General features: G+C 44.5%; 12 protein-coding genes and 1 pseudogene. 3 read left to right on the top strand and 10 right to left on the bottom strand.

What is annotated here, in order from left to right; genetic code table 11:
• Positions 1 to 135 precede the first annotated feature (135 nt).
• Positions 136 to 572 (top strand): annotated as a pseudogene (locus GD631_RS08190) (HI0074 family nucleotidyltransferase substrate-binding subunit).
• A 2-nt stretch (positions 573 to 574) separates the two neighbouring features.
• Positions 575 to 889 carry a nucleotidyltransferase domain-containing protein gene (locus tag GD631_RS08185; protein WP_143259002.1) on the top strand — a complete coding sequence of 105 codons (315 nt, stop codon included), beginning with the start codon at positions 575 to 577 and terminating at the stop codon, positions 887 to 889.
• 144 nt (positions 890 to 1,033) lie between these two features.
• Here the strand turns inward: GD631_RS08185 and GD631_RS08180 are convergent, their stop codons facing one another.
• The gene (locus tag GD631_RS08180) at positions 1,034 to 2,419 is read right to left on the bottom strand and encodes a DUF3874 domain-containing protein (RefSeq protein ID WP_143259001.1); all 1,386 of its coding nucleotides are present in this window, start codon (positions 2,417 to 2,419) and stop codon (positions 1,034 to 1,036) included.
• 330 nt (positions 2,420 to 2,749) lie between these two features.
• Between GD631_RS08180 and GD631_RS08175 the strand changes: the two genes are divergently transcribed.
• Positions 2,750 to 3,388, top strand: coding sequence for an HU family DNA-binding protein (locus tag GD631_RS08175; RefSeq protein ID WP_143259000.1), 639 nt, complete (start codon positions 2,750 to 2,752; stop codon positions 3,386 to 3,388).
• Positions 3,389 to 3,555: 167 nt separating this feature from the next.
• Here the strand turns inward: GD631_RS08175 and GD631_RS08170 are convergent, their stop codons facing one another.
• The 9 genes from GD631_RS08170 to GD631_RS08130 form a co-directional block, all read right to left on the bottom strand.
• Positions 3,556 to 4,704: a glycoside hydrolase family 99 protein gene (locus tag GD631_RS08170; RefSeq protein ID WP_143258999.1), complete on the bottom strand. Its 1,149-nt coding sequence runs from the start codon at positions 4,702 to 4,704 to the stop codon at positions 3,556 to 3,558.
• Positions 4,705 to 4,778: 74 nt separating this feature from the next.
• Positions 4,779 to 5,918, bottom strand: a complete 1,140-nt coding sequence (locus GD631_RS08165; RefSeq protein WP_143258998.1) for a DUF4972 domain-containing protein — start codon at positions 5,916 to 5,918, stop codon at positions 4,779 to 4,781.
• A gap of 26 nt (positions 5,919 to 5,944) precedes the next feature.
• The gene (locus GD631_RS08160) at positions 5,945 to 7,075 is read right to left on the bottom strand and encodes a DUF4972 domain-containing protein (RefSeq protein WP_143258997.1); all 1,131 of its coding nucleotides are present in this window, start codon (positions 7,073 to 7,075) and stop codon (positions 5,945 to 5,947) included.
• Positions 7,076 to 7,108: 33 nt separating this feature from the next.
• Complete coding sequence (locus tag GD631_RS08155; protein WP_143258996.1) at positions 7,109 to 9,085, bottom strand: GxGYxYP domain-containing protein; 1,977 nt, start codon at positions 9,083 to 9,085, stop codon at positions 7,109 to 7,111.
• Between the two features lie 35 nt (positions 9,086 to 9,120).
• A complete protein-coding gene (locus tag GD631_RS08150) occupies positions 9,121 to 11,388 on the bottom strand; it encodes a GH92 family glycosyl hydrolase (RefSeq protein ID WP_143258995.1) in 2,268 nt (755 codons plus the stop codon).
• Positions 11,389 to 11,419: 31 nt separating this feature from the next.
• Entirely contained in the window at positions 11,420 to 13,327 is a 1,908-nt protein-coding gene (locus GD631_RS08145) for a GxGYxYP domain-containing protein (protein ID WP_143258994.1), read from the bottom strand.
• Between the two features lie 18 nt (positions 13,328 to 13,345).
• Positions 13,346 to 14,041 carry a DUF3823 domain-containing protein gene (locus tag GD631_RS08140; protein ID WP_143258993.1) on the bottom strand — a complete coding sequence of 232 codons (696 nt, stop codon included), beginning with the start codon at positions 14,039 to 14,041 and terminating at the stop codon, positions 13,346 to 13,348.
• 28 nt (positions 14,042 to 14,069) lie between these two features.
• Positions 14,070 to 16,001: a RagB/SusD family nutrient uptake outer membrane protein gene (locus GD631_RS08135; RefSeq protein WP_143258992.1), complete on the bottom strand. Its 1,932-nt coding sequence runs from the start codon at positions 15,999 to 16,001 to the stop codon at positions 14,070 to 14,072.
• Positions 16,002 to 16,012: 11 nt separating this feature from the next.
• Complete coding sequence (locus tag GD631_RS08130; RefSeq protein WP_185911605.1) at positions 16,013 to 19,144, bottom strand: SusC/RagA family TonB-linked outer membrane protein; 3,132 nt, start codon at positions 19,142 to 19,144, stop codon at positions 16,013 to 16,015.
• Positions 19,145 to 19,325: the final 181 nt, after the last annotated feature.

The following is a 19,325-nucleotide window of genomic DNA, read 5'->3' as shown; positions in this document are numbered from 1 at the left end:
TAGGAAATTACATAATAGCAGCATGGAATAATTACAATAAAAAACTAAAAGAATCAATGTTTTAGCTTTGTCTTTCCCGATAGTATACGTATTTTTGCAATAAAGAAACTCCTTACTTAAAAACAAGATACTTATATGGAACAAGATATACGCTGGTTACAACGATATGATAGCTTTCATCGTGCAAATAAAAGAATCCTGGATATAACAGAATCAGGTATACAACCGGATAGTTTATCAGAATTGGAAATGGAAGGGTTAATCCAACGATTCGAATATACTTTTGAACTTGGATGGAAGTTCTTCAGGATTTCTTAAAATTTAAAGGGTATGAATTTGTACAAGATCCCAACGGCACTCTCCAACAAGCTTTCGAAGACGGGTTAATTTCTGATCACGACGGTTGGCGACGTATGGCAAAAGCACGAGTCACGACCTCCCACACCTATAATGAGGGAGATGCCATACAAATTGCGCGAAAAATATACGAGGAATACTCTCTTCTTTTAAAACAACTGGACACCAAACTTAATGAAGAAAAATTAAGAACGGAAATGAATACACTATTTTAATCATGTACGGACTAAGCAATACTGTCATATCGGATATTTGCAGTGTGTTTCGCAAACACGCTAACATAGAAAAAGTTCTAATCTTCGGTTCCAGAGCTAAAGGTACATATTCGGAAGGTTCCGATATAGATTTGGCTGCGATAGGTAATGATATTTCTTTTGACCAGCTAATGGACATTCATATTCAAATAGAAGATTTGGGATTATTATATAAAGTAGATGTTATTGATTACAATAAAAACAGGAACACTCCAATAGGTGAACATATAGAACGGGTAGGACTGCCTTTCTACAACAAGAATGATAGTTGCGGCTGAAAACGACTTCTTCCGCAAGATTTAGCTTCCAGCCTCTTCAGCCGCTCTGAAACCTCTTATCCATCGGCATTCCGGCTGAAAGCGAACCGCAAAAGTAAAAAATATTGCTTTCAGCCGTTTCAGTTTTACAAATCTTAGACTCCATCAGCGGCGTATCACCGAATATACATTTCCATACTCCGTATGTTTCCGCCCCACTCCCATCTTCGTCAATACTCGTGCAAACTGGTTCGGATTAAAACCTCTCAATGCGGCTGAATTCATTTTCTTCAATTCCTTATATATCTCCGCTGCGGATAAATGTAAACATTCTTCTTCCGGCAAAGCTATGCGAAAACAGCTGTTAAAAACATCTTCAGCAGGGCAGGCATGATAAAAAGACACATTGTGCCGTTGCAATTCCCGTTCCTGTTCCTTATTGAACCAATAAGGAATTCCCTGTTCCAATTCAGCTTTCAGCTGGGCAAAAAGTTGCTCATGTTCTATGCCCTCGCAATCAATCGGTTTTACGACTTCCACGCAAAGATAACGACGGCTGCCCGTAGGGTCAGTCAACAAATCATAGCGATTGGAAGTGCCTATAAATGAAGCGACACGCGGCAAGTCACGATAGTTTTTCTGATATGCCTTACAAATATGCAGGCTCGACATCTGCATCAGATTTTTCAATAGGGGCATCTTACCCGCAGCATATTTATCAAATTCATCAAGATTGATCAATCCCATTTCCGCCATAAGACGCTCGGCCTTCCCCTCCGAATTCAGTTTGAGATTATCCATATAGTAGTGCCGCAAAGCCGCAGGCATCAACGACTTGCAGAAAGTAGACTTCAACCGTCCCTGTTCCGAACTTACGAGGATGGGAGCTACACTATTGGCATGAATCCCTGTTTTTCCCGACCATTGGGCGGCAACTCCCAAAAGCCACGTATGAAAGCCGCGTACCCACAGAGGTAAGTCGGAAACGCGCAATGCCAACGGAGTGACGCGATCAATGCCATCCCAAACGGGCAATTCGTCCATATAGAGCCGGAAAGGATGGTATTCGGCAATACGGGTAGAATAAATATAGCGACTCACGTCCTTATCCCAGCAACTAATTCCCTTTGCATGAGCTTCCATACAAAAGGTGTTCAAATCACGTTTGCTCACCGGCTGAAAAAGCCCGACTGCTTTACCTGCATCATCCAACGGCCGGAATTCCGTTTCTTCCGTCAAGAGATTATAACGGAAATCATACCGTGTACGCAAAAAATCGTTTACCTGCTCCGTCAAGCAGGCAGAGCCGCTTTTCTTACTATCCGGTTTAGATAGCGGCAAATCCGCCCCCAAAAATAATGCCGAAGATTCCGGCTTTTCCACTACTTCCGGCTGTATCTCTTCCGGGACAGACAGTCCTCCCTCTACTTTTTTCGGTCCGTTCATTTTCAGCCCGTTCGTTTCCGTTCCTGCAAAAGCAGTCTCTTTTTTCATTCCAGTTCTCCACACCTTCCTCAACATAGAGAACAATTTTGTTACTTTTTCCATCATATTTTTGTTGTTATTTTAATGTTTTCGTATGCCAAATATACAACCGCCCGATAGCGGTTTGCAAGCCGATTGCAAGTTTGTCCTTAACTAATTGCATTTATGAAATAAAGCCTTTATTATTAGGTTAGCAAGCCTTTGTGTTGTATCTTTGCAACAAGAAAATGCATAAGCTAATTAAGGTTAGCCGATAAGCTATCCATTGTTATCTTATACGCTAACTTTAGTTAGCGTATAAGCTGATTGAGATTAGCTTGTGCATTTAAAGGAAGAACAACCACAAAGAACTATAGGAGAAACAGAACAGAAGTACATCTATAAAAGAAAAGAACTATGGCTATATTATTTGACTGGTACGAGAATCCGTTATCACCGGACAAACCCAAGAAGAAAAGATTCCATCCGCGCATCATCGCCAACGGACAGGTAGATACGGAAGAACTCAGAAGTAGAATCCAAGCGCGCTGCACACTGAACGAAGTAGACGTGACTGCCGTATTGGACGCTCTCTCGCAAGTAATGGGAGAAGAGCTGGGAGAAGGCAGACAGGTGCACCTGGATGGCATCGGTTATTTCTACCCTACGTTGACCGCCACCGAGGAAATATCCGCTGATACTCCCCGCAAAAATTCGAAAGTGAAATTGAAAGCGATACAATTCCGTTCGGACAAAAGGTTGAAACAATCTGTCGGAACTATAAAAATAAAGCAAATGAAGCGGGTCAAACATTCCGCCAAATTATCGGAAATAGAGATAGACATGCGACTGAAAGAGTATTTCACCGATCATCAGATTATGCAACGTTCCGACTTCCAAAGAATCACGGGGATGGTACGCTCCACAGCCATGATTCATATTCGTCGGCTCCGCAAGGAAGGCAAGCTGCTGAATATCGGCATACCCAACCAACCGATATATGTGCCTGCTCCCGGATTTTACGGAAAATCCAGAGATTATCAGCCTGTCAAATAAACTAAAATGAAATAAAAATACCAGAAGAGATAACCCAAATAACGGATATAAAAAAGACGGCTGAAAGTATGAATCTCTCTTTTCAGGGTTCGCTTTCAGCCGCTTTTCCTTTCCAGCAAGCGATTACAGAGAATCGCTGAATGCTGAAATCGCTTTTCTATTCTTTATTATTGAACATCTTCCGAAGCAGATCTTGCTTTTCGGAATTCATCTACCCAATAAGCAGTTCTTATCAAATAGTAATCATCAGCCAATGGTTTATAATCCAAATATTCAAAAGCATCGCATTTCTTTGAGACAGCCGGCTCTATCTGAGTTCCTTCATGCCATTCGTTGAAAGACGTAATTGAGATATAAGAAGCACCGCTTTCTATGGCAGCTTTATACATATCGTCGTAATATTTTCCATTTTCACGGTCGCGGGTGGTACTTCCGTTCCAAGGACGAATCCGGGTATCAATATATCCCGGGCCGACACTCGGAATAAACAATTTATGATGTGCTTTTGCCCATTGCTGCATGGATTTCCAGTTGGCCGGAGTAGAAGCATTTGTGAAACCTGTTGCGGCAAAGTAAGTGTAAAAGCCATCCATACACGCTGTCTCAATGTCGGGCAACTCGCTTTCCTTCAATGTCAGACCAATAAAAAGACCGTCGTACTTGGTATTACGCACACTTATCTCTCCTCCGGCAGCAAACAACTTCGCCCACTCGGCAGGTTTGATCAGATAAGAATCATAGATAAAGAAAAGAGGTTTGCCCTGCGTACGGTAAAAAGCCGGGTGATCACCATAAGTATCCACTATGTATTGAATATTCTCCCTTACCGTTTGCGGGCTGCGTCCATTAAAAGGCTCTATATGAAAGCACACCTTTGCCCCAACTTTGGCAGCCTCATCCAACAGGAGAGACACACTTTGGTTGCCATAATCGCTTTCCCCCCACCAAGTGACAGACAGTACGCCGACATTCGCTTTTATATGCATCCGGATATGTTTCCGGATGATTTCAGGATCATTGCTGCTATACGTTCCGAGTTCCGGATAGAAATTGCAGGCGATGTCATCATTAAGTCCGGATATGGCACCGGCATCTCCTGAATGTCCCGGAGCAGGGGCTATCGGGTGCATCCAGTGCTTCATTTCTCCATCCACTAACGGATTTCCATACCAGTTATAATAAAAACTAATCGTATGGTCATCCAACGTAATGTTTACCGCTTCCGAATCGTGTTCACCGTTCATTTTCTTTTTGTTGCCGTTACAGCCGGCACACAGAAACAATGCCAATAAAACAAAAACAAGTTCTTTTCTCATGTTCGTTTGTTTAAAAAAGTAGCCCCAAAGCCAGCCATCCGACGGCCTTGGGAACTACCCGGTTCGTAAAACAATTATCTATTCTCTACCCATTGAAAATCTCCGATCAGCTTGGCTGAGAATTTGCCCGTCAGATCTTTGATGTTATTGTTATCCGAAACAGTCTTATTCAATGTCCATCCGCATACCAGATCCGATTCACTTCCTGTCACGGATTCCGGAGTATCCATCAGATGTTGTATTTCGGCCTCTGTCTTCGCTGATTTCCAGATATGCAGATGACGCATACATCCATTGGTGCTTTTTTCTCCGATACGGTTGGCAGTTGCACTGAGTCCGGTAAAGGCAACCATAGCCACTTCCTTATCATTCGGAGTGTATGGCAAACGGTCATCCCGACCTCTTTCCGACAGCATCAACTGACCGTTGACGTAGATCTTTGTCATCACCGGAATGCCGTCTCTGATTTCTCCGTCCACTCCATTCTCGTTAGTAACAACTGCCACATGAACCCACTGATTTAGTGTATTGAACGAGAAGCCCGGCTCAAACAAGTCACTATAACCTATACCATACGTCATACGTAATCTGCCGAAGTGACTGTTTACCGCCCATCCCTTACGCTCGTGATCTTTCGTATCATCATCCGTGAAGGTGGAAAGCAAGAATACAAAGCTATTGAGATATTCGTCCACATCTGTCAGTTTCACCCAGAACTCGACTGTAAATGCCTGTTGTCCCTGTTCGCCGAAAGCTGAATACTCCGGATGAACACCAAAATCAATGTATCCGCCATTCTTTCCGTTGACCAACAGTTCGGCGGCAATCGGTAAGAAATCTTCGGTACGTCTGGTCGCTCTGAAGTTTTTCTCTATCTGGTCAGCTTCACGGATTATACGGTCGGCTTCACTGTCCGCCAACTTTTTGTTTCCTTCTTTCAGTTTAGCAATCGTTTCCTCCAAATAAGCAATCTCATCATCCAGCATGACTTTACTGGATACCGGATAGTTATCTTTCTGTTCGCCATACGTAGCTCCGTCCCGCAGTGCAGTCAGGTTAGTCACCAATGTACAGAAACGTTCTATGAAGATTTCGGTTTTGTCCGTTTCCGTCGGCCAACCGTTATTGTCATCATCAGAACAAGAAGTAAATGACAGCATCTGAAGCATCATAAACACTATCGCTACCCAATTATATAAATAGTTATTTTTCATATCTATCCTGTATTTTCTGTTTCGTATCATTCTAATTCAATCCACTTATAATCTCCGATCAGCTTTGCCGTATACTTTCCGGTCAGGTCTTTAATCTCTTGGTCGTCAAGCGCCATCTTCGCGAAAGTCCATCCGCAAACCAGATCGTCCTCTTCGCCCGTCACATTCTCCGGATGCTCCATCACCCGGCGGATTTCATCTTGTGTCTTGGCGGCACGCCAGATATGGAGGTGTTTCATACTTCCGTTAGCCCCCTTATCACTGATACGGTTGCCTGTGGCACTCATACCGCCAAATGCCACCATCGGGACATTGCTGTCGTTAGAAGCGTACGGTTTGGAAGCATCCTGATGAGAAGTGGTCGAAAGTTTCAGTTCACCGTTCATATACATTTTGGTCATGACAGGTCTGCCTCCATTCATCTCGCCGTCTACTCCGGTTTCATCCGTCACCACAGCCAGGTGTACCCACTCATTAACGGTGCTAAATCCGAAGGCAGGTTCCATCAGGTCATTAAAGCCCATTCCGTATGTCATACGCATGTTGTTGCCACCATAGTTATAGCTATTCACGCACCAGCCTTTGCGCTCGTGATTGTTCGTATCATCATCCGTAAAGGTAGAAATCAGATAGAAGAAGCCTTCTACATCCTTCAGCTTTACCCAAAACTCAACAGTAAACGCCTGCTTGCCAACTTCACCGAATGTGGAATATTCCGGATGAGCGCCAAAGTCAATATATCCGCCATTCTTCCCGCTTACTTCCAGCTCTGCCGGAACCAGTAAGTCTTCCGTCCGGACAGTCGCCTTAAACTCGGCTATCTTTTCGTCCGATTCTTTCAGTAGTCTGGCTGTCTCTTCGGGAATCTGAGCTTCCGCCACTCCCGCTTCTTTTATCGTCTGAAGGAAATCTTTCAGCTTGGCTATCGCATCTTCCAGAATCGTCCGGCTTGTTTCAGGATACATTCCTTCCCGAAGTCCGAACTGGGATTCGGCCTGCAGGTCGGTCAACACTTTTATCTTCCTGCCTATCTGTTCACGATACTCATATACCTTCACCCCTTCTCCGTCATCATCCGAACATGAGTAGCAGATACCCATAGCGAAAACCGAAAGAAAGGCTATAACCAGTAACCGGATACTATATCTATTTTTCATATCTCACTTGTTTTAGATTCGTTTATAATTCCTTTAATAAATACCGCCTTCTTCTATGTACTTCCTGATAGAAGCGGCCAAATCCATCGGGAGCATAAATTCATACGTATCCGGGCAGTCCTGTTCAACCCGTTCGAGTTCCTTGATCAGTCTCTCGTACACCACCACTTTATTTCCTTCAAATCCGTAATAGTTGGTCAACAGATATACATGCCGGAATAAAGGACGCCGCGGGCTGGGAGATACAGACATCAGATCACGGTATACGTCTCCATTATTGCGGCACATAGTCCCCTGATCGATACGCACCACACCATCTACCAATTTGTAGGATGAACCTGTGGTATGCGTCCGGTTAGATCCGTCCATGATCGCATCGACAGCCTTGCTCTTCATGTATTGTTCGAAATACATCTGCTCGTCTGTATTCCAAAGATGCGCCGTGTGGAAACCGGCAGTGGATAACCACTTCTTGTTCATTTCCAGCCATTCTGCATACTTACCGCTCTGCGCATAATAATCCCCATAGATAAACTGGAAACCGGAAGGTCCTGCCGTCAACTCATCGTTCGAAGTCATATTCTTATAGTAGAATTCAAGCAACTTCGGATTTAATTCCTGTAAGCCTGCCGCCAAAGTCACTCCTACCGGGACTTCGCCTCTACGCTTTCCTTCCTTGAATATCTGATAAAGAGAATTTGCATCGAACTGAACATTGTCTCCGTCACTCAGACTGATAGCGACGTATATCTTACCCGACTTCACTTCTCCGGCTATCCCTTTACGCTGCTGGAAGGCTTTGCTTGGGAAACTGCACCAGTAGCTGCCATTCGCATAATAGTCACTCACCACAAATCCTGCATTATGAATGTTGGTAATCTTGTTCAGTTCGTCGCCATTGGCATTCATTCCATAACCAAATACCGAGGAACCTACCGGATAAGATCCGCTATTGAAGATATTATCCATGATCTGTTTGTCATCTCCATTAGAGTCGTCTAACCAGAAGACAAAGCCTTTAGAAGCAGCTACGTAATCGTACATTCTCCACGGATTATCTTTATAGTCACTCCTCAATCCACCGGAGAAGGTTAGCTTCGGATGGCATTTGCCGGCATAGTGCGCTATCGCCCAGCCATAAGCTTCTGCCTTTGACGACCATTGGTTACGTATATCCCTTATTTCCAGATCTCCTGTTCCCAGCTCGTCCTCTATGAACTTTCTCATGGATTCCGTAACCGGAATGCCTTTCTCCTGCGATGAAATCATCTGTGCCATACTCCATGACCAAGGCTGATTCTCATCCCAGACTACCAGGCAGTTGAAGCGGTCCTTGTACATATTATATAATGCCGCAAAACCTCTGTTGCGGGAAGTATTCGCCAAAGGCTGCATTTCATACTGCACTTCAGCATCATCCAGCTGTGTCAAATCCTGCTGTAACCAAATCAGATAAGTCAGTGCCTGTTCCTGGTTAATCACTCCCTGCATAACAGCGGTAGTCAGCTTCGATATATTTTCGTCATCACGAATATCGAACACATTCACTTTCGCCACCGGCTGATTCTTAAAGAACATACCACTTTGAGGAGTCGCATCACTATGATAATCCATCAAAGGATGCAACTTTTGTGCCCAGTTCTTCACCAAACGGGCAGTCACTCCGGCAGACACCTCTCCGGTCGTTCTGACAACTTTCATTTCATATCGGTAGGACAACAGGCTATTGTCCGTAATCGCAAATTCTGCGCTCTGCACTCCTTTGGCAACCGTCTGCTGCTCATTAGTCTGCAAATCTTTTACCTGCACCTCCTTGATATCCGTAATATAAGGATCAATCCAGGTGACCACTGCTTTTCCATTGATCTCCTCCACACGGGGAGTACGGACTTCATTTCCTCTTTCGGTCGTTGTGCCAAATTCATCGTCATCCTCGCTGCAACCGAACATTGAAAAGGAAAAGATAAATAAAAACGACCATAGACTGGTGAGTACAATCATCTTTTTCATTGTGTTATATTTTAGATTTTAATATTATTATGACTTTATTCCGGCAAACTCTCTGAAGAAGGCGGCACGGCGTCCGAAGCTGTTCCCCACTTCCTATTGGGCTTATCTCCCATCTGCAAAACCAAACGTCCGCCGTTTTGAATATCCGACTGGCTGAACCACGGCTTATTCCACGGCTTTCCATTCAAGGTAGCCGACTGGATGTACTTATGGTCCGGTGCATAATTCTCCGCTATGATCTCGAAAAAATGTCCGTCACCTACCTCCATCTTTGCGGATTGGAATACCGGACTGCCGATATTATAGGTTGGAGAACCGGGAGTTACCGGATAAAAGCCCATCATGGAGAATACCACAAATGCGGTCATTCCACCTCCGTCTTCATCACCGGGGACGCCCATCAAGTCATTACGGAACCACTGGTTCAGCAAAACGCGAATCCTTTTCTGTGTCATCCACGGCTGACCGGCATAGTTATACAAATAAGGAATATGCAGACAAGGCTCATTTGCCATAGAGAACTGGCCGACATTACCGGTATGGTCCGGCAACTGATGATAGAAATCAAACTTGCTTCGTCCCAACGGTTCATTGAATGTCTGATTCAATCTCTCGATAAATGAAGCCTGTCCACCCATCAAGACAATCAAATCCGCCGGATTGTGCTGCACATCCCAACGATAGATCCAACCGTTGTTTTCACCATAATAGTCACGTGCCCCCTGTCCTCCCGAATAACGATAGTCAAACGGTTCGATAAACTTTCCGTCCTTGTTCTTGGGATGGAAGAAACCCGTTTCCGCATTATAAACATTCCGGTACGTATAAGACATCCGCATAAACTTCTTATAGTCATCGGTCTTGTTTAATGTCTTGGCTATCTGCGCCAGACACCAATTATCGTAACAGTTACCCAACATAACCGCAACCGCTTGCCGCCTCTCAAACGAATGAACAGCCTTGCAAGTCTCTTCTTCGCCAGGGTTCAGTGCAGGAAAAAATCCTTTTTCCTGATAGAACTCATCGAGCTCCGTCAACGGACATCTCAGCCAAGGCAACAATGTTTTCTCTGTGATCGCTCCCTTGCAGGCTTCATAAGCAGCCTCCAGATCAAAGTCTTTCAATCCTTTGCAATAAGCATCCCAAATAACTGCCACTGCATGATTGCCATTCATCCGGTGGCTGTCTCCAGTCACCTCGGGGAAGGTAGGCATCCATCTTCTGTCCGACTGTTCCGCCATCCGGATATATGAACGAATCATATCGAGTTCCTTCTGCGGTTCTATCAAGATACGCAACGGATGTGTAGCCCGGTAAGTATCCCATATCCAGTCATCTGTATAAAAAGGTATTCCGCCATCTTCATGAATCTTGCCATCGAAAGCACTGTAATACTTCCCGTCTTCCGAAAGATTGATCATGCGTTCATAGGTACGATAAAGGGAAGTGTAGAAGATTTCTTTTTCGTCTTCCGAACCGCCTTCTATCACAATCTTGCCCAATGTCTCGTTCCATATTCTGCGTCCAACATCCGCCATTGCCTTTACATCATAGGTGGTGATGTCACGTTGCAGATTCTTCTTTGCCTGCTCGGCGCTGATAAAGGAAATTCCATAACGTAGATTCAGGTTCTTCTCGCTTCCATAAAACAAAGCGATGGCACTGCCTTCCTTACTTTCCATATCAACTTTTCCATCTGCCAGTACTCCTTTGCGTAAAGGTGGCTGACTAGTTTCGAGATACAGATAGATTTTGGTAGAAGTGTTGTCAATAATCTGATAGCCACTGACTCCTTTTTCTTCAGCGACCAGCTTTCCGTTTTTCGTATTTACCACCAGAGCATTATCACCTTCCGTCCCAAAACAGATATGATAAATACCGGCCTGATGTGAAGGAGCATACTCAACCTGTATATCAGCCTCATCCAGGTATACGGAATAACTATAGGGGGTAATCTTCTCCAAATCATAGGAATAAGATACAATCGGTCGGGATACCTCTCCCTGCACCGGACTCAGGTTAAAAGCCGAGCTGCCTCTATGACTGGTCACCACCACCGGAAGGCCGTTTACCCTGTCCGATGTATAGTCTTCCCTTTCCGGATAGACTCTGAGCATCGAGTTCGGCAGATGTACGGTTGGGTAAGTAGGCACCAGCAGATGGCTGATATTGCCAATATATGGATTTACATAATCGACAAAGTCCTTCACGGGCGTCTGATCCGTATGGGTACACGAAAAAAACGCCATCGCCATCAAACAGGAGCCGACTGTTCTTTTTATATTCAATCTGTTCATCATCATTCTATATGAATATGTCTGTTCATTAATTTAGTTAGTTCATCGTTATCTTTCCGGCAGCAGCATCCGGATGTTGCTTCAGATAGATACGATAGAGTTCAAAAAATGTCGGTGCATCCAGCAATTCAATATTCGTATGCCGCTGTTTCAATTCATCACAAATCCCTTTATACCAGGAAGGTGATTTCAATATGGCTCTGAACCAATGGAAAGGAACCGGACGTTTCTCTACTCTTTCCACAATCACATCCGTTGCCTTGCGGTAATCATGATCTACAATATCATAATCTGCCCGGATCACCGGCATATCATTGTGCAGCAATGTCAAAGGCATCTTCTGCGGAACTATTCCATTCGGACTGAACGATGCGTAACAGTCCAATCCGTCTGAATCCAGTCCGGGGGCTTCGCCGTCGATCACAAATCCTGTAATGGTCAATCCCCACTTCTGATAATACTTGCTGCAATGCTTTGCCCATGCACTCAATCCACTTTTCAATCCGGACACCGGCCGGGGCGCTTGCAACATACCCGGCATTAAATATCCGGCACCATTGTCGGCAGCGGCAAAATAATCATTCGGAGTAGCCGTCACCCGATAATTATGCATCACCATCGGAACGCGTTCTGCAAGTACAGGACTGACAGACCACATCAAAGGCACTTCTCCCCGGCTGGGTTCGTCCCACAGGAAAGGGGTAGTCTGAGCAATCCAGGAGGAGGAATCATAATCGCCTACATAGAAGAGGATAAAATTCCGTCCCTGGAAGTTGATTGTTCCGTCACTGTTCAGATAGCCTCTGTCCATAAGTTCCTGATGTGTCACCCACTTTTGGGGATACTTTTCCTGAAGAGGAAAATGCTGCCAGAAGGAGGAGTTAGCCAATGCTCCCAGTCCGATGGCATCGGCATCCTTAAAGGCGTTATAAGCACTGATAATACGAGAAAATTCCCACTCGGTAGCTACATCTTCATGCTTTCCACCGGCATGCTGCGTATATTTATAAATCCAGCTCGGGAAACCTCCGACATAGCAGAATTTCTTTCCTTTATTTTGCTTATAGGCTTCTTGCAGAAAAGTTTCCAGTATCTGCAAGTCCAATCCTTCTTTTTGTGTCGGATCATCTGTCGCCGGCTCGTCTCCCCAAGGAGAAAGGTCAAAGAAGAAAGCTTTCTTGCTGACAAAAAAGTCATGATTGGTCAACTGGTGATGGTTCGTTACCGTCCGGGTAGGATCGGTACGCCAGAACTGGTCGATGTAATAAGCAGCGTACTCCGTATTGCATAATCCTTTCTTCAGGTATTTCTCTATAAACCATACATAGGGATCGATTTTCAGAGATCCTGTCGAAGGTTGACCGGTTCCGGCAATCTTTCCTTTGCCCGTGAAAAGAGAAGAACCATCTTTGTTCACCAGCCAGCATTTCACAGCCAGCTTCGGTCCTTGCAGCACCAAACGGGTATAGAGACTATTGGGAGAAATGTCATAGCGCACAGCTATCAGATTCTCGATTCCCGCCACAGATGAAGCAATATTACTGGTAGATGCTACTTTTGAGTCATAAACAACCACTCCGCGTATTTCTTTTCTGAAAACGGTCACGACATCCGACAGTTCGGTGTAAGCTACCGTATCACGTCCCGCCAGCCACTGTCCTTCCTGACGGTATTTATTCCACCAATAATCATCGACATTCTCTCCCTGCCCGTTCTTGACATAGCGAATGTACAATCGCGGACTATTCCGATTCACAATGCCTTGCAAGGTAGCTGTCGTATGCATAATGTCCCATAGTTGCTCCGCCTTCTCCTGTTCTTTCAGATCAAGTTCATTGAGCGTCCTCAAATCCAGTATCCGGACCGGATCACGAGATTCTGCCAACAATATCTCTGAACAAAAGACAGAGACCGCAAGGAATACCAACTGTAAATATTTTCTCATGGCTTTTCCGTTTTTATGCTAAATGTCCAACTGTACAGATGCCGAATAATTGTACTTTGTCTCGCTTCCGTGAGACTGTGCGCCGATCCGGAAATAATAACTCTTGCCCGGAACCAGCGTAGAAGTGTAGTCGTCCAGATTGATAGACAGTTCGAAGGCCTCACCATCGATAATAGAACGGTTCAGTTCTTCTGTCCGGTTGACAATATTCAGCTTGTTGGATACATCAATGTGAGAGTGTGCAAACAACGAAATGCGATAGACCTCGTTACTGGTCACCTGCTCCAGTTTGAATTTCGCCACTACCTTTCTTCCGATCACAGATATTTCCGGTTCAATGATCCGCAGATAGGGATTCACTTCGAAGACCTGATAATTCTTTCCCGGCTTTATTTTCATATCCAGGGTATCCAAAGGAACGTAGTTCCCACGATTCAGGATGATTTTATAATTACCGGAGAAGATCATACCGTTATAAAACGTTCCGTCTTTTTTAACGACCATATTCTGAACAGGAGGATTATCTCCCCACCCCTGTTCGATGAAATAAACACGGGAACCGTCCGATATCTCCTGTTGAATGAGTTCTCCGGTCTTCCGGTCTCTCAGTTCACCGGCAAAGATTGCGTCCGGCCCTTCGAGATTATCTTTTTCGCAAGAGTAAAACATACTGCCTGCTACTACAACACATAATAAAAATAGAAGCTTTTTCATATCTAATCTATATTTTAGAATATACTAATTAAGGATTCTGTACCAGACCATTAGCCCCCGTACCCGGGATACTCTTATAATACCAGCTATAATCAAAGGTCTTTGATTCAATGCCCAACGGATTGACACGTACAAATACATAATGCGCAGGATTTGTCCGCAGGTCAAGGAAAGGTACAAGTCCCTTTCTCACTCGGTTTTCAAATTCCTTATGGAAAGTTCTCCAACGTGACAAATCCCATCTGCGCTTGTTTTCAAATGCCAGCTCGACAAAACGTTCTTTGCGAACATTCGTTTGAGTTAATGCAATGTCATCTTTGTGAGCCGCTCTTTTGCGGATCGCATTCAAAGCGTCTTGTGCAGCCTGTTTTTCAGCAGAAGTAGAGGTTGTCTTTTCGATAACGGCTTCTGCATAGTTGAGAAGAATTTCCCCATAACGGAAATCGATCCAAGGCTGTGTACCTTTACTCCATGCCTGCTCAACCGGATTTTCTATCTGCAAGAACTTCTTAAACAGAAACCCGCTGCGGGTATAGTGTCCCAAAGTCGGATCGAATCCTGAATATTCCGTGCTTTTCTCCGCTCCGTAAGTATAATAGATCAGACCATCCTGCCCCTTCTCCGAAGCCTGAGTCCTGTAATGATAACCGGAACCGTCAGCTTTTACCAGGCCACCCTGGATAATGATCTTCGTACTCCCAAAGTTCTGTCCCGGGAATAACACCATCGCATTCAAACGGGCATCACGACCTGCAAATGCCTGGTAAGGTTTATCTATCGGGAAAGACAGGTATCGAGTGGATAGGTTAAATCCATTATAATCACTTTCATTTCCATCCACACGCGTGCTGATCGGTTTGGGTGTTCCGGTTCCATCATCCGTATAATCTTCAAAAGAATCGACAAAATCTAGTGTCGGATTCATACGACCGGGATAGAGATTCGGGTCGAGGATCATCTGACGGGGGCTGAACCAGACATCATAGTTATGTGCCAAAATGGTATTTGCAGCATAGGCTTTCATGAAGATAGGCTCTTTCAGTCCGTCCAGGCATTGGAAAGGCTGTTCAAATAGCTTCTGATAGTTGGTTGTCGCTTCTTCCGGAGTAGCGGGGGAAGGTTTGTAAAGACCGAACTTACCGCTATTCATGATTTCCTGTGAGGCTGATATACATTCATCATAATAATGATCGGCCGATATAACTTCTATACCTACCAGCTTCTGGTCAACAGCCGGACCTGAGAAAGAGACATAAGGCTGATGAGTAAACTTGGCAACGGAAGCAGCATACAGAGCGGCTCTTGACTTCAGCGCCAATGCTACCCATTTGTTCGCTCTCAACACATCATCCTCATTCGCATCTCCAAAAAGCGATACTGCCTGGTCACATTCTTCCAGAACAAAGTCCCAAGTATCTTTCTCCGTATTTCTGGGGACACGCAGTTCTTCGATATTACCGTTATACTCCTGCGGTTCTTTAATGATAGGTACCCCACCGTATCTTTTGGCTAAGGCGAAATAGGTATAAGCTCTCAGGAAATGAGTTTCCGCATTGATCTCATTCTTTTGCTGTTCGGTAATACTGGTCAGTGTAGGAATAGTAACCAACAGACTGTTTAAATCACGAATGAGTTTATAACCGTCTTCCCAATAATCGAACCACTCTTCTCCAAAGTCATTGTACTCCGGATGGATAGCCTCATCACAAAAATGAGCAGCCATAAAACCGGCATTATTCACATCCGTACCGACTCCCACATTGAAGCCGCGATTCGGTGAATAGGTAAAATCTTCGATAGGCAAACGACCATACAGATTGGCCATATGTGCCTGTACCCCTTCTGGAGTGGAGAACAATTCATCCGCCGGAATTTTATTCTTCGGATCGATATCAAGCAAATCGCTACATCCGCCCAGCAGAAACATGGCTCCCAATAATAAACAACTATATATTTTCATAATCATCTTCTTTAAAAGTTCAAGGTCAATCCAAAGTTAAAGCTCTTATTTAGAGGATAATTCAATCCGGCACTATAGTCTCCTTCAATCTTTTCCGGATCGAATGCCTTTACAAACGGGTCACAGATAGTAAACAGGTTATTTCCGTTCGCATAGATTCTTAAACTACCGATACCCAGTTTATGCATCAGTCGGGGACTGAAGGTGTAGCCGATCTCAATTGTTTTCAGTCTCAGATAAGAAGCGTTCTTACGCCATATCTGCGAATCCCTCGTATAGAACGATCCCATGTCCTGCTCCAGACGGATGGCCGGCCATTCTCCCGGTATCCATTCACTGTTCGAGTCATACGGATCGGACAGATGCCAACGGTCGTAGAAGTATTCGGGGGTATTGCCACCCTTGAAACAGAGCATCTTTGCGTATACCTCATCAAACTGCACCGTGTACAGGGCAGAACCTTGGAAAAGAGCATAGAAGTCGAAGTTCTTCCAGGACGCTTCTACATTGAAACCATAGTGAATCAACGGGCTGCCGGACCAGAACAAAGGAGTCTTGTCCAGATCATTCACTACTCCATCACCGTTTACGTCTTTCAGGATGTAGTCACCGGGAAGTTCCTTGGAATTTCCGTTATCCCCATTCTGAATCGGATATGTATTAATCTCGTCAAAGTTCTGGAAACGTCCGTCCGTCTGATACCCCCAGATAAAATCTCCCCAGCGGTTGGATGCTTGGTTTCTCCATCTTTCCATACTGCTCTTGTAAGGACCGCTCTCTATATAACGGCGTTGGGTACGCGCCAAGTTAAAGTTACCGGATACACTGTAGTGGAAATCACCGATTTTGTTGGTATGAGTCAATGTAAATTCAATACCCCTCGTACGGTCGCCGTTCAGGTTTTCCTGTGGCAACTTGGAACCGAATGTATTGGGAAGAGAGCCGTAACGGTCGGCTAACAGACCGCTGCGGTCACGCTGATAAATATCAAACTCTACTGCGATCAGCCGGTTAAAGATTGAAAAGTCAATACCAATATTATACATATTTACTTTAATCCAGGTCAGATTCTTATTGATCATCACAGGAGAAGCCACTCCATTGGTATAATTTCCCTGACTGAATACATATCCGCCACTGTTCAACGTGTAACCGGAGAAGTATTGGAACGGATCACCGGCATCTTGCCCCGAACGACCGGCAGAGAAACGAAGTTTCAGATTATCGACAAACTTGAAGTTGTCTTTGATAAAGCTCTCTTCCGAAATTCTCCATCCTACGGAAGCGGACGGAAAGAATGCCCATCTGCTGCCCGGAGCATATCGATAAGAACCGTCGTATCTGCAAGCAAGCTCTGCCAGATATTTGCCTTTATAATCATAGGTCAGACGCCCGATATGAGAAAGATAAGCCTGGTGTTCCGAGGAACCGGATACTTTTTGGTCAGATTCGCGTGCATTGTCCAGTTCACCGATTGTGAAAAAGTCAAACTTGCGTTCACCGTTCATCCAGTTTGCTTTCTCTTCGCGTCTTTCGAAGACATAAGTAGCTCCGATGGTATGGTTGCCGAACGTTCTGCTATAGTTTGTCTGAAACTGCATATCCACCCGCTCCGATTCTCTGCGATTATCCTGGAGTAAAGCTGGATAGTTGGCATCTGCCGCTGTATACTCGCCCGTATATTCGCCATAGGTATATGTTTTAAAACCTTTCCGCGTAGCCTTATATCCGTAGTTATTGTAATCGTAGATAAAAGTACCTTTCACCTTCAGCCCCTTTACATAAGGAATATTATACTCTAATGCAAACTGTGTCTGCAAATTCTTATTCCGCTCTTTAGCGCTGCCGGTATAATCGGCATCGATCATAGCTGCCGGATTAGGGACATAAGAGAAGTTATTATAATAATCCGGATTGTCATTGGCATAGATAGAAGTAGTAGGCGGATTTACACGCGTACTCTTAAATATATCATAGAAAGGAAACCAGGGACGGTTGGTGGTATCATAACGTCCGCCAAGATTGATACTGGCTGTCAGGTCTTTGGTAATCTTCAGACTGACATTGGAACGGAATGTATATTTATCATAAGTCAATGCGTTATTCTTCAACAAGCTGTTATCGGTGGCATAACCGAAACTACCGTAATAACTTACTTTGTCGGTACCACCTTCCAGGGACAGAGTCGTCTGAAACTGTGTGGCGTGCTTATTGAAAACGGCATCATACAAGTCTACACTCTCATAACCGGGAGCACCTTGCTGCCATTTGGTCAATTCGTCCTTTGTGATATAAGCCGGTCTGCCTGCATTGATTTCCGCCTCATTTCGCATGGTCATATATTGTCCGGCGTTGGCCATCTCCGGCACATTGGTAGGAGAAGTAATGCCGACATTGGCGTTCAACGTAATACGCGGTTTGCCTGTAGCCCCTTTCTTGGTGGTAACAATCACGGCACCATTCGCCGAATTCATACCATAGATAGAGGCAGTAGCATCTTTCAGGAAAGATATGCTTTCAATATCTTCCGGATTCAGCCGTTGAAATTCGCTGGAACCGTCTCTCACTACTCCGTCAATCACAAACAAAGGAGTTCCGAAGCCACGGACATTGATATTGGAACTGAACTTACCCGGCTCTCCATTTTCCTGTCTGATCCGCAGACCGGCAACTTTTCCCTGAATGGCCTGTGCCAAACTAGGTGCCTTGGTCTTTACGATATCATCTACTTTCAGATTTCCGATAGCTCCCGTCAAACTTTCCTTTTTCTGAATGCCATATCCGACAACAACTACATCGCCCAATGCTACCACATTCTCCTCAAGGACTATCGTTACGAAGTTTTTATTCACCACTTTCACTCTCTTCGGATTATAGCCGACATATCCTATCTCTAGTTCTGTTCCCACAGGAACCTGGATAGTGAACTTACCATCCATATCAGAAATAGTCCCCGTACCCGTTTTCAGTACTTTCACTGAGGCTCCGATAATGGCTTCTCCTTTATTGTCTGTCACCTGCCCAGAAACTTTCAAGTTTTCCTGCGCCATAACAGAATCCAAAGAAAGAATGCTCCCCATTATCAAATAAAGGAACCTTAAAAAAACTCTTTGCAAATGATCTTTGCTCTTTCCTATTTTCATAATTTATAGATTAACATTAATTAATTCAAACCGTTTTCATCTCAAGAAAACTTTCTCTGACAAGTAAGTCCAAGCAGTAATTAAGAAGTGTCGTTTTTCATATTTCCATCATTTTATAAGGTTATAGTTTGATCCGCTCAAGCCATCAGAAACATAGTGGAAGATATCCCGTCCGTTTCTG

It is taken from the genome of Bacteroides luhongzhouii (assembly GCF_009193295.2).
Classification (GTDB): domain Bacteria; phylum Bacteroidota; class Bacteroidia; order Bacteroidales; family Bacteroidaceae; genus Bacteroides; species Bacteroides luhongzhouii.
The sequence above is the reverse complement of the archived record's forward strand: the minus strand, read 5'-3'. Positions and strand labels throughout refer to the sequence as shown.

Coding starts and splice junctions, on each gene's coding strand:
- GD631_RS08145 (WP_143258994.1), bottom strand. CDS start 13,327: ATGAGAAAATATTTACAGTTGGTATTCCTTGCGGTCTCTGTCTTTTGT.
- GD631_RS08130 (WP_185911605.1), bottom strand. CDS start 19,144: ATGAAAATAGGAAAGAGCAAAGATCATTTGCAAAGAGTTTTTTTAAGG.
- GD631_RS08180 (WP_143259001.1), bottom strand. CDS start 2,419: ATGATGGAAAAAGTAACAAAATTGTTCTCTATGTTGAGGAAGGTGTGG.
- GD631_RS08185 (WP_143259002.1), top strand. CDS start 575: ATGTACGGACTAAGCAATACTGTCATATCGGATATTTGCAGTGTGTTT.
- GD631_RS08160 (WP_143258997.1), bottom strand. CDS start 7,075: ATGAAAAATAGATATAGTATCCGGTTACTGGTTATAGCCTTTCTTTCG.
- GD631_RS08165 (WP_143258998.1), bottom strand. CDS start 5,918: ATGAAAAATAACTATTTATATAATTGGGTAGCGATAGTGTTTATGATG.
- GD631_RS08135 (WP_143258992.1), bottom strand. CDS start 16,001: ATGAAAATATATAGTTGTTTATTATTGGGAGCCATGTTTCTGCTGGGC.
- GD631_RS08170 (WP_143258999.1), bottom strand. CDS start 4,704: ATGAGAAAAGAACTTGTTTTTGTTTTATTGGCATTGTTTCTGTGTGCC.
- GD631_RS08140 (WP_143258993.1), bottom strand. CDS start 14,041: ATGAAAAAGCTTCTATTTTTATTATGTGTTGTAGTAGCAGGCAGTATG.
- GD631_RS08150 (WP_143258995.1), bottom strand. CDS start 11,388: ATGATGATGAACAGATTGAATATAAAAAGAACAGTCGGCTCCTGTTTG.
- GD631_RS08155 (WP_143258996.1), bottom strand. CDS start 9,085: ATGAAAAAGATGATTGTACTCACCAGTCTATGGTCGTTTTTATTTATC.
- GD631_RS08175 (WP_143259000.1), top strand. CDS start 2,750: ATGGCTATATTATTTGACTGGTACGAGAATCCGTTATCACCGGACAAA.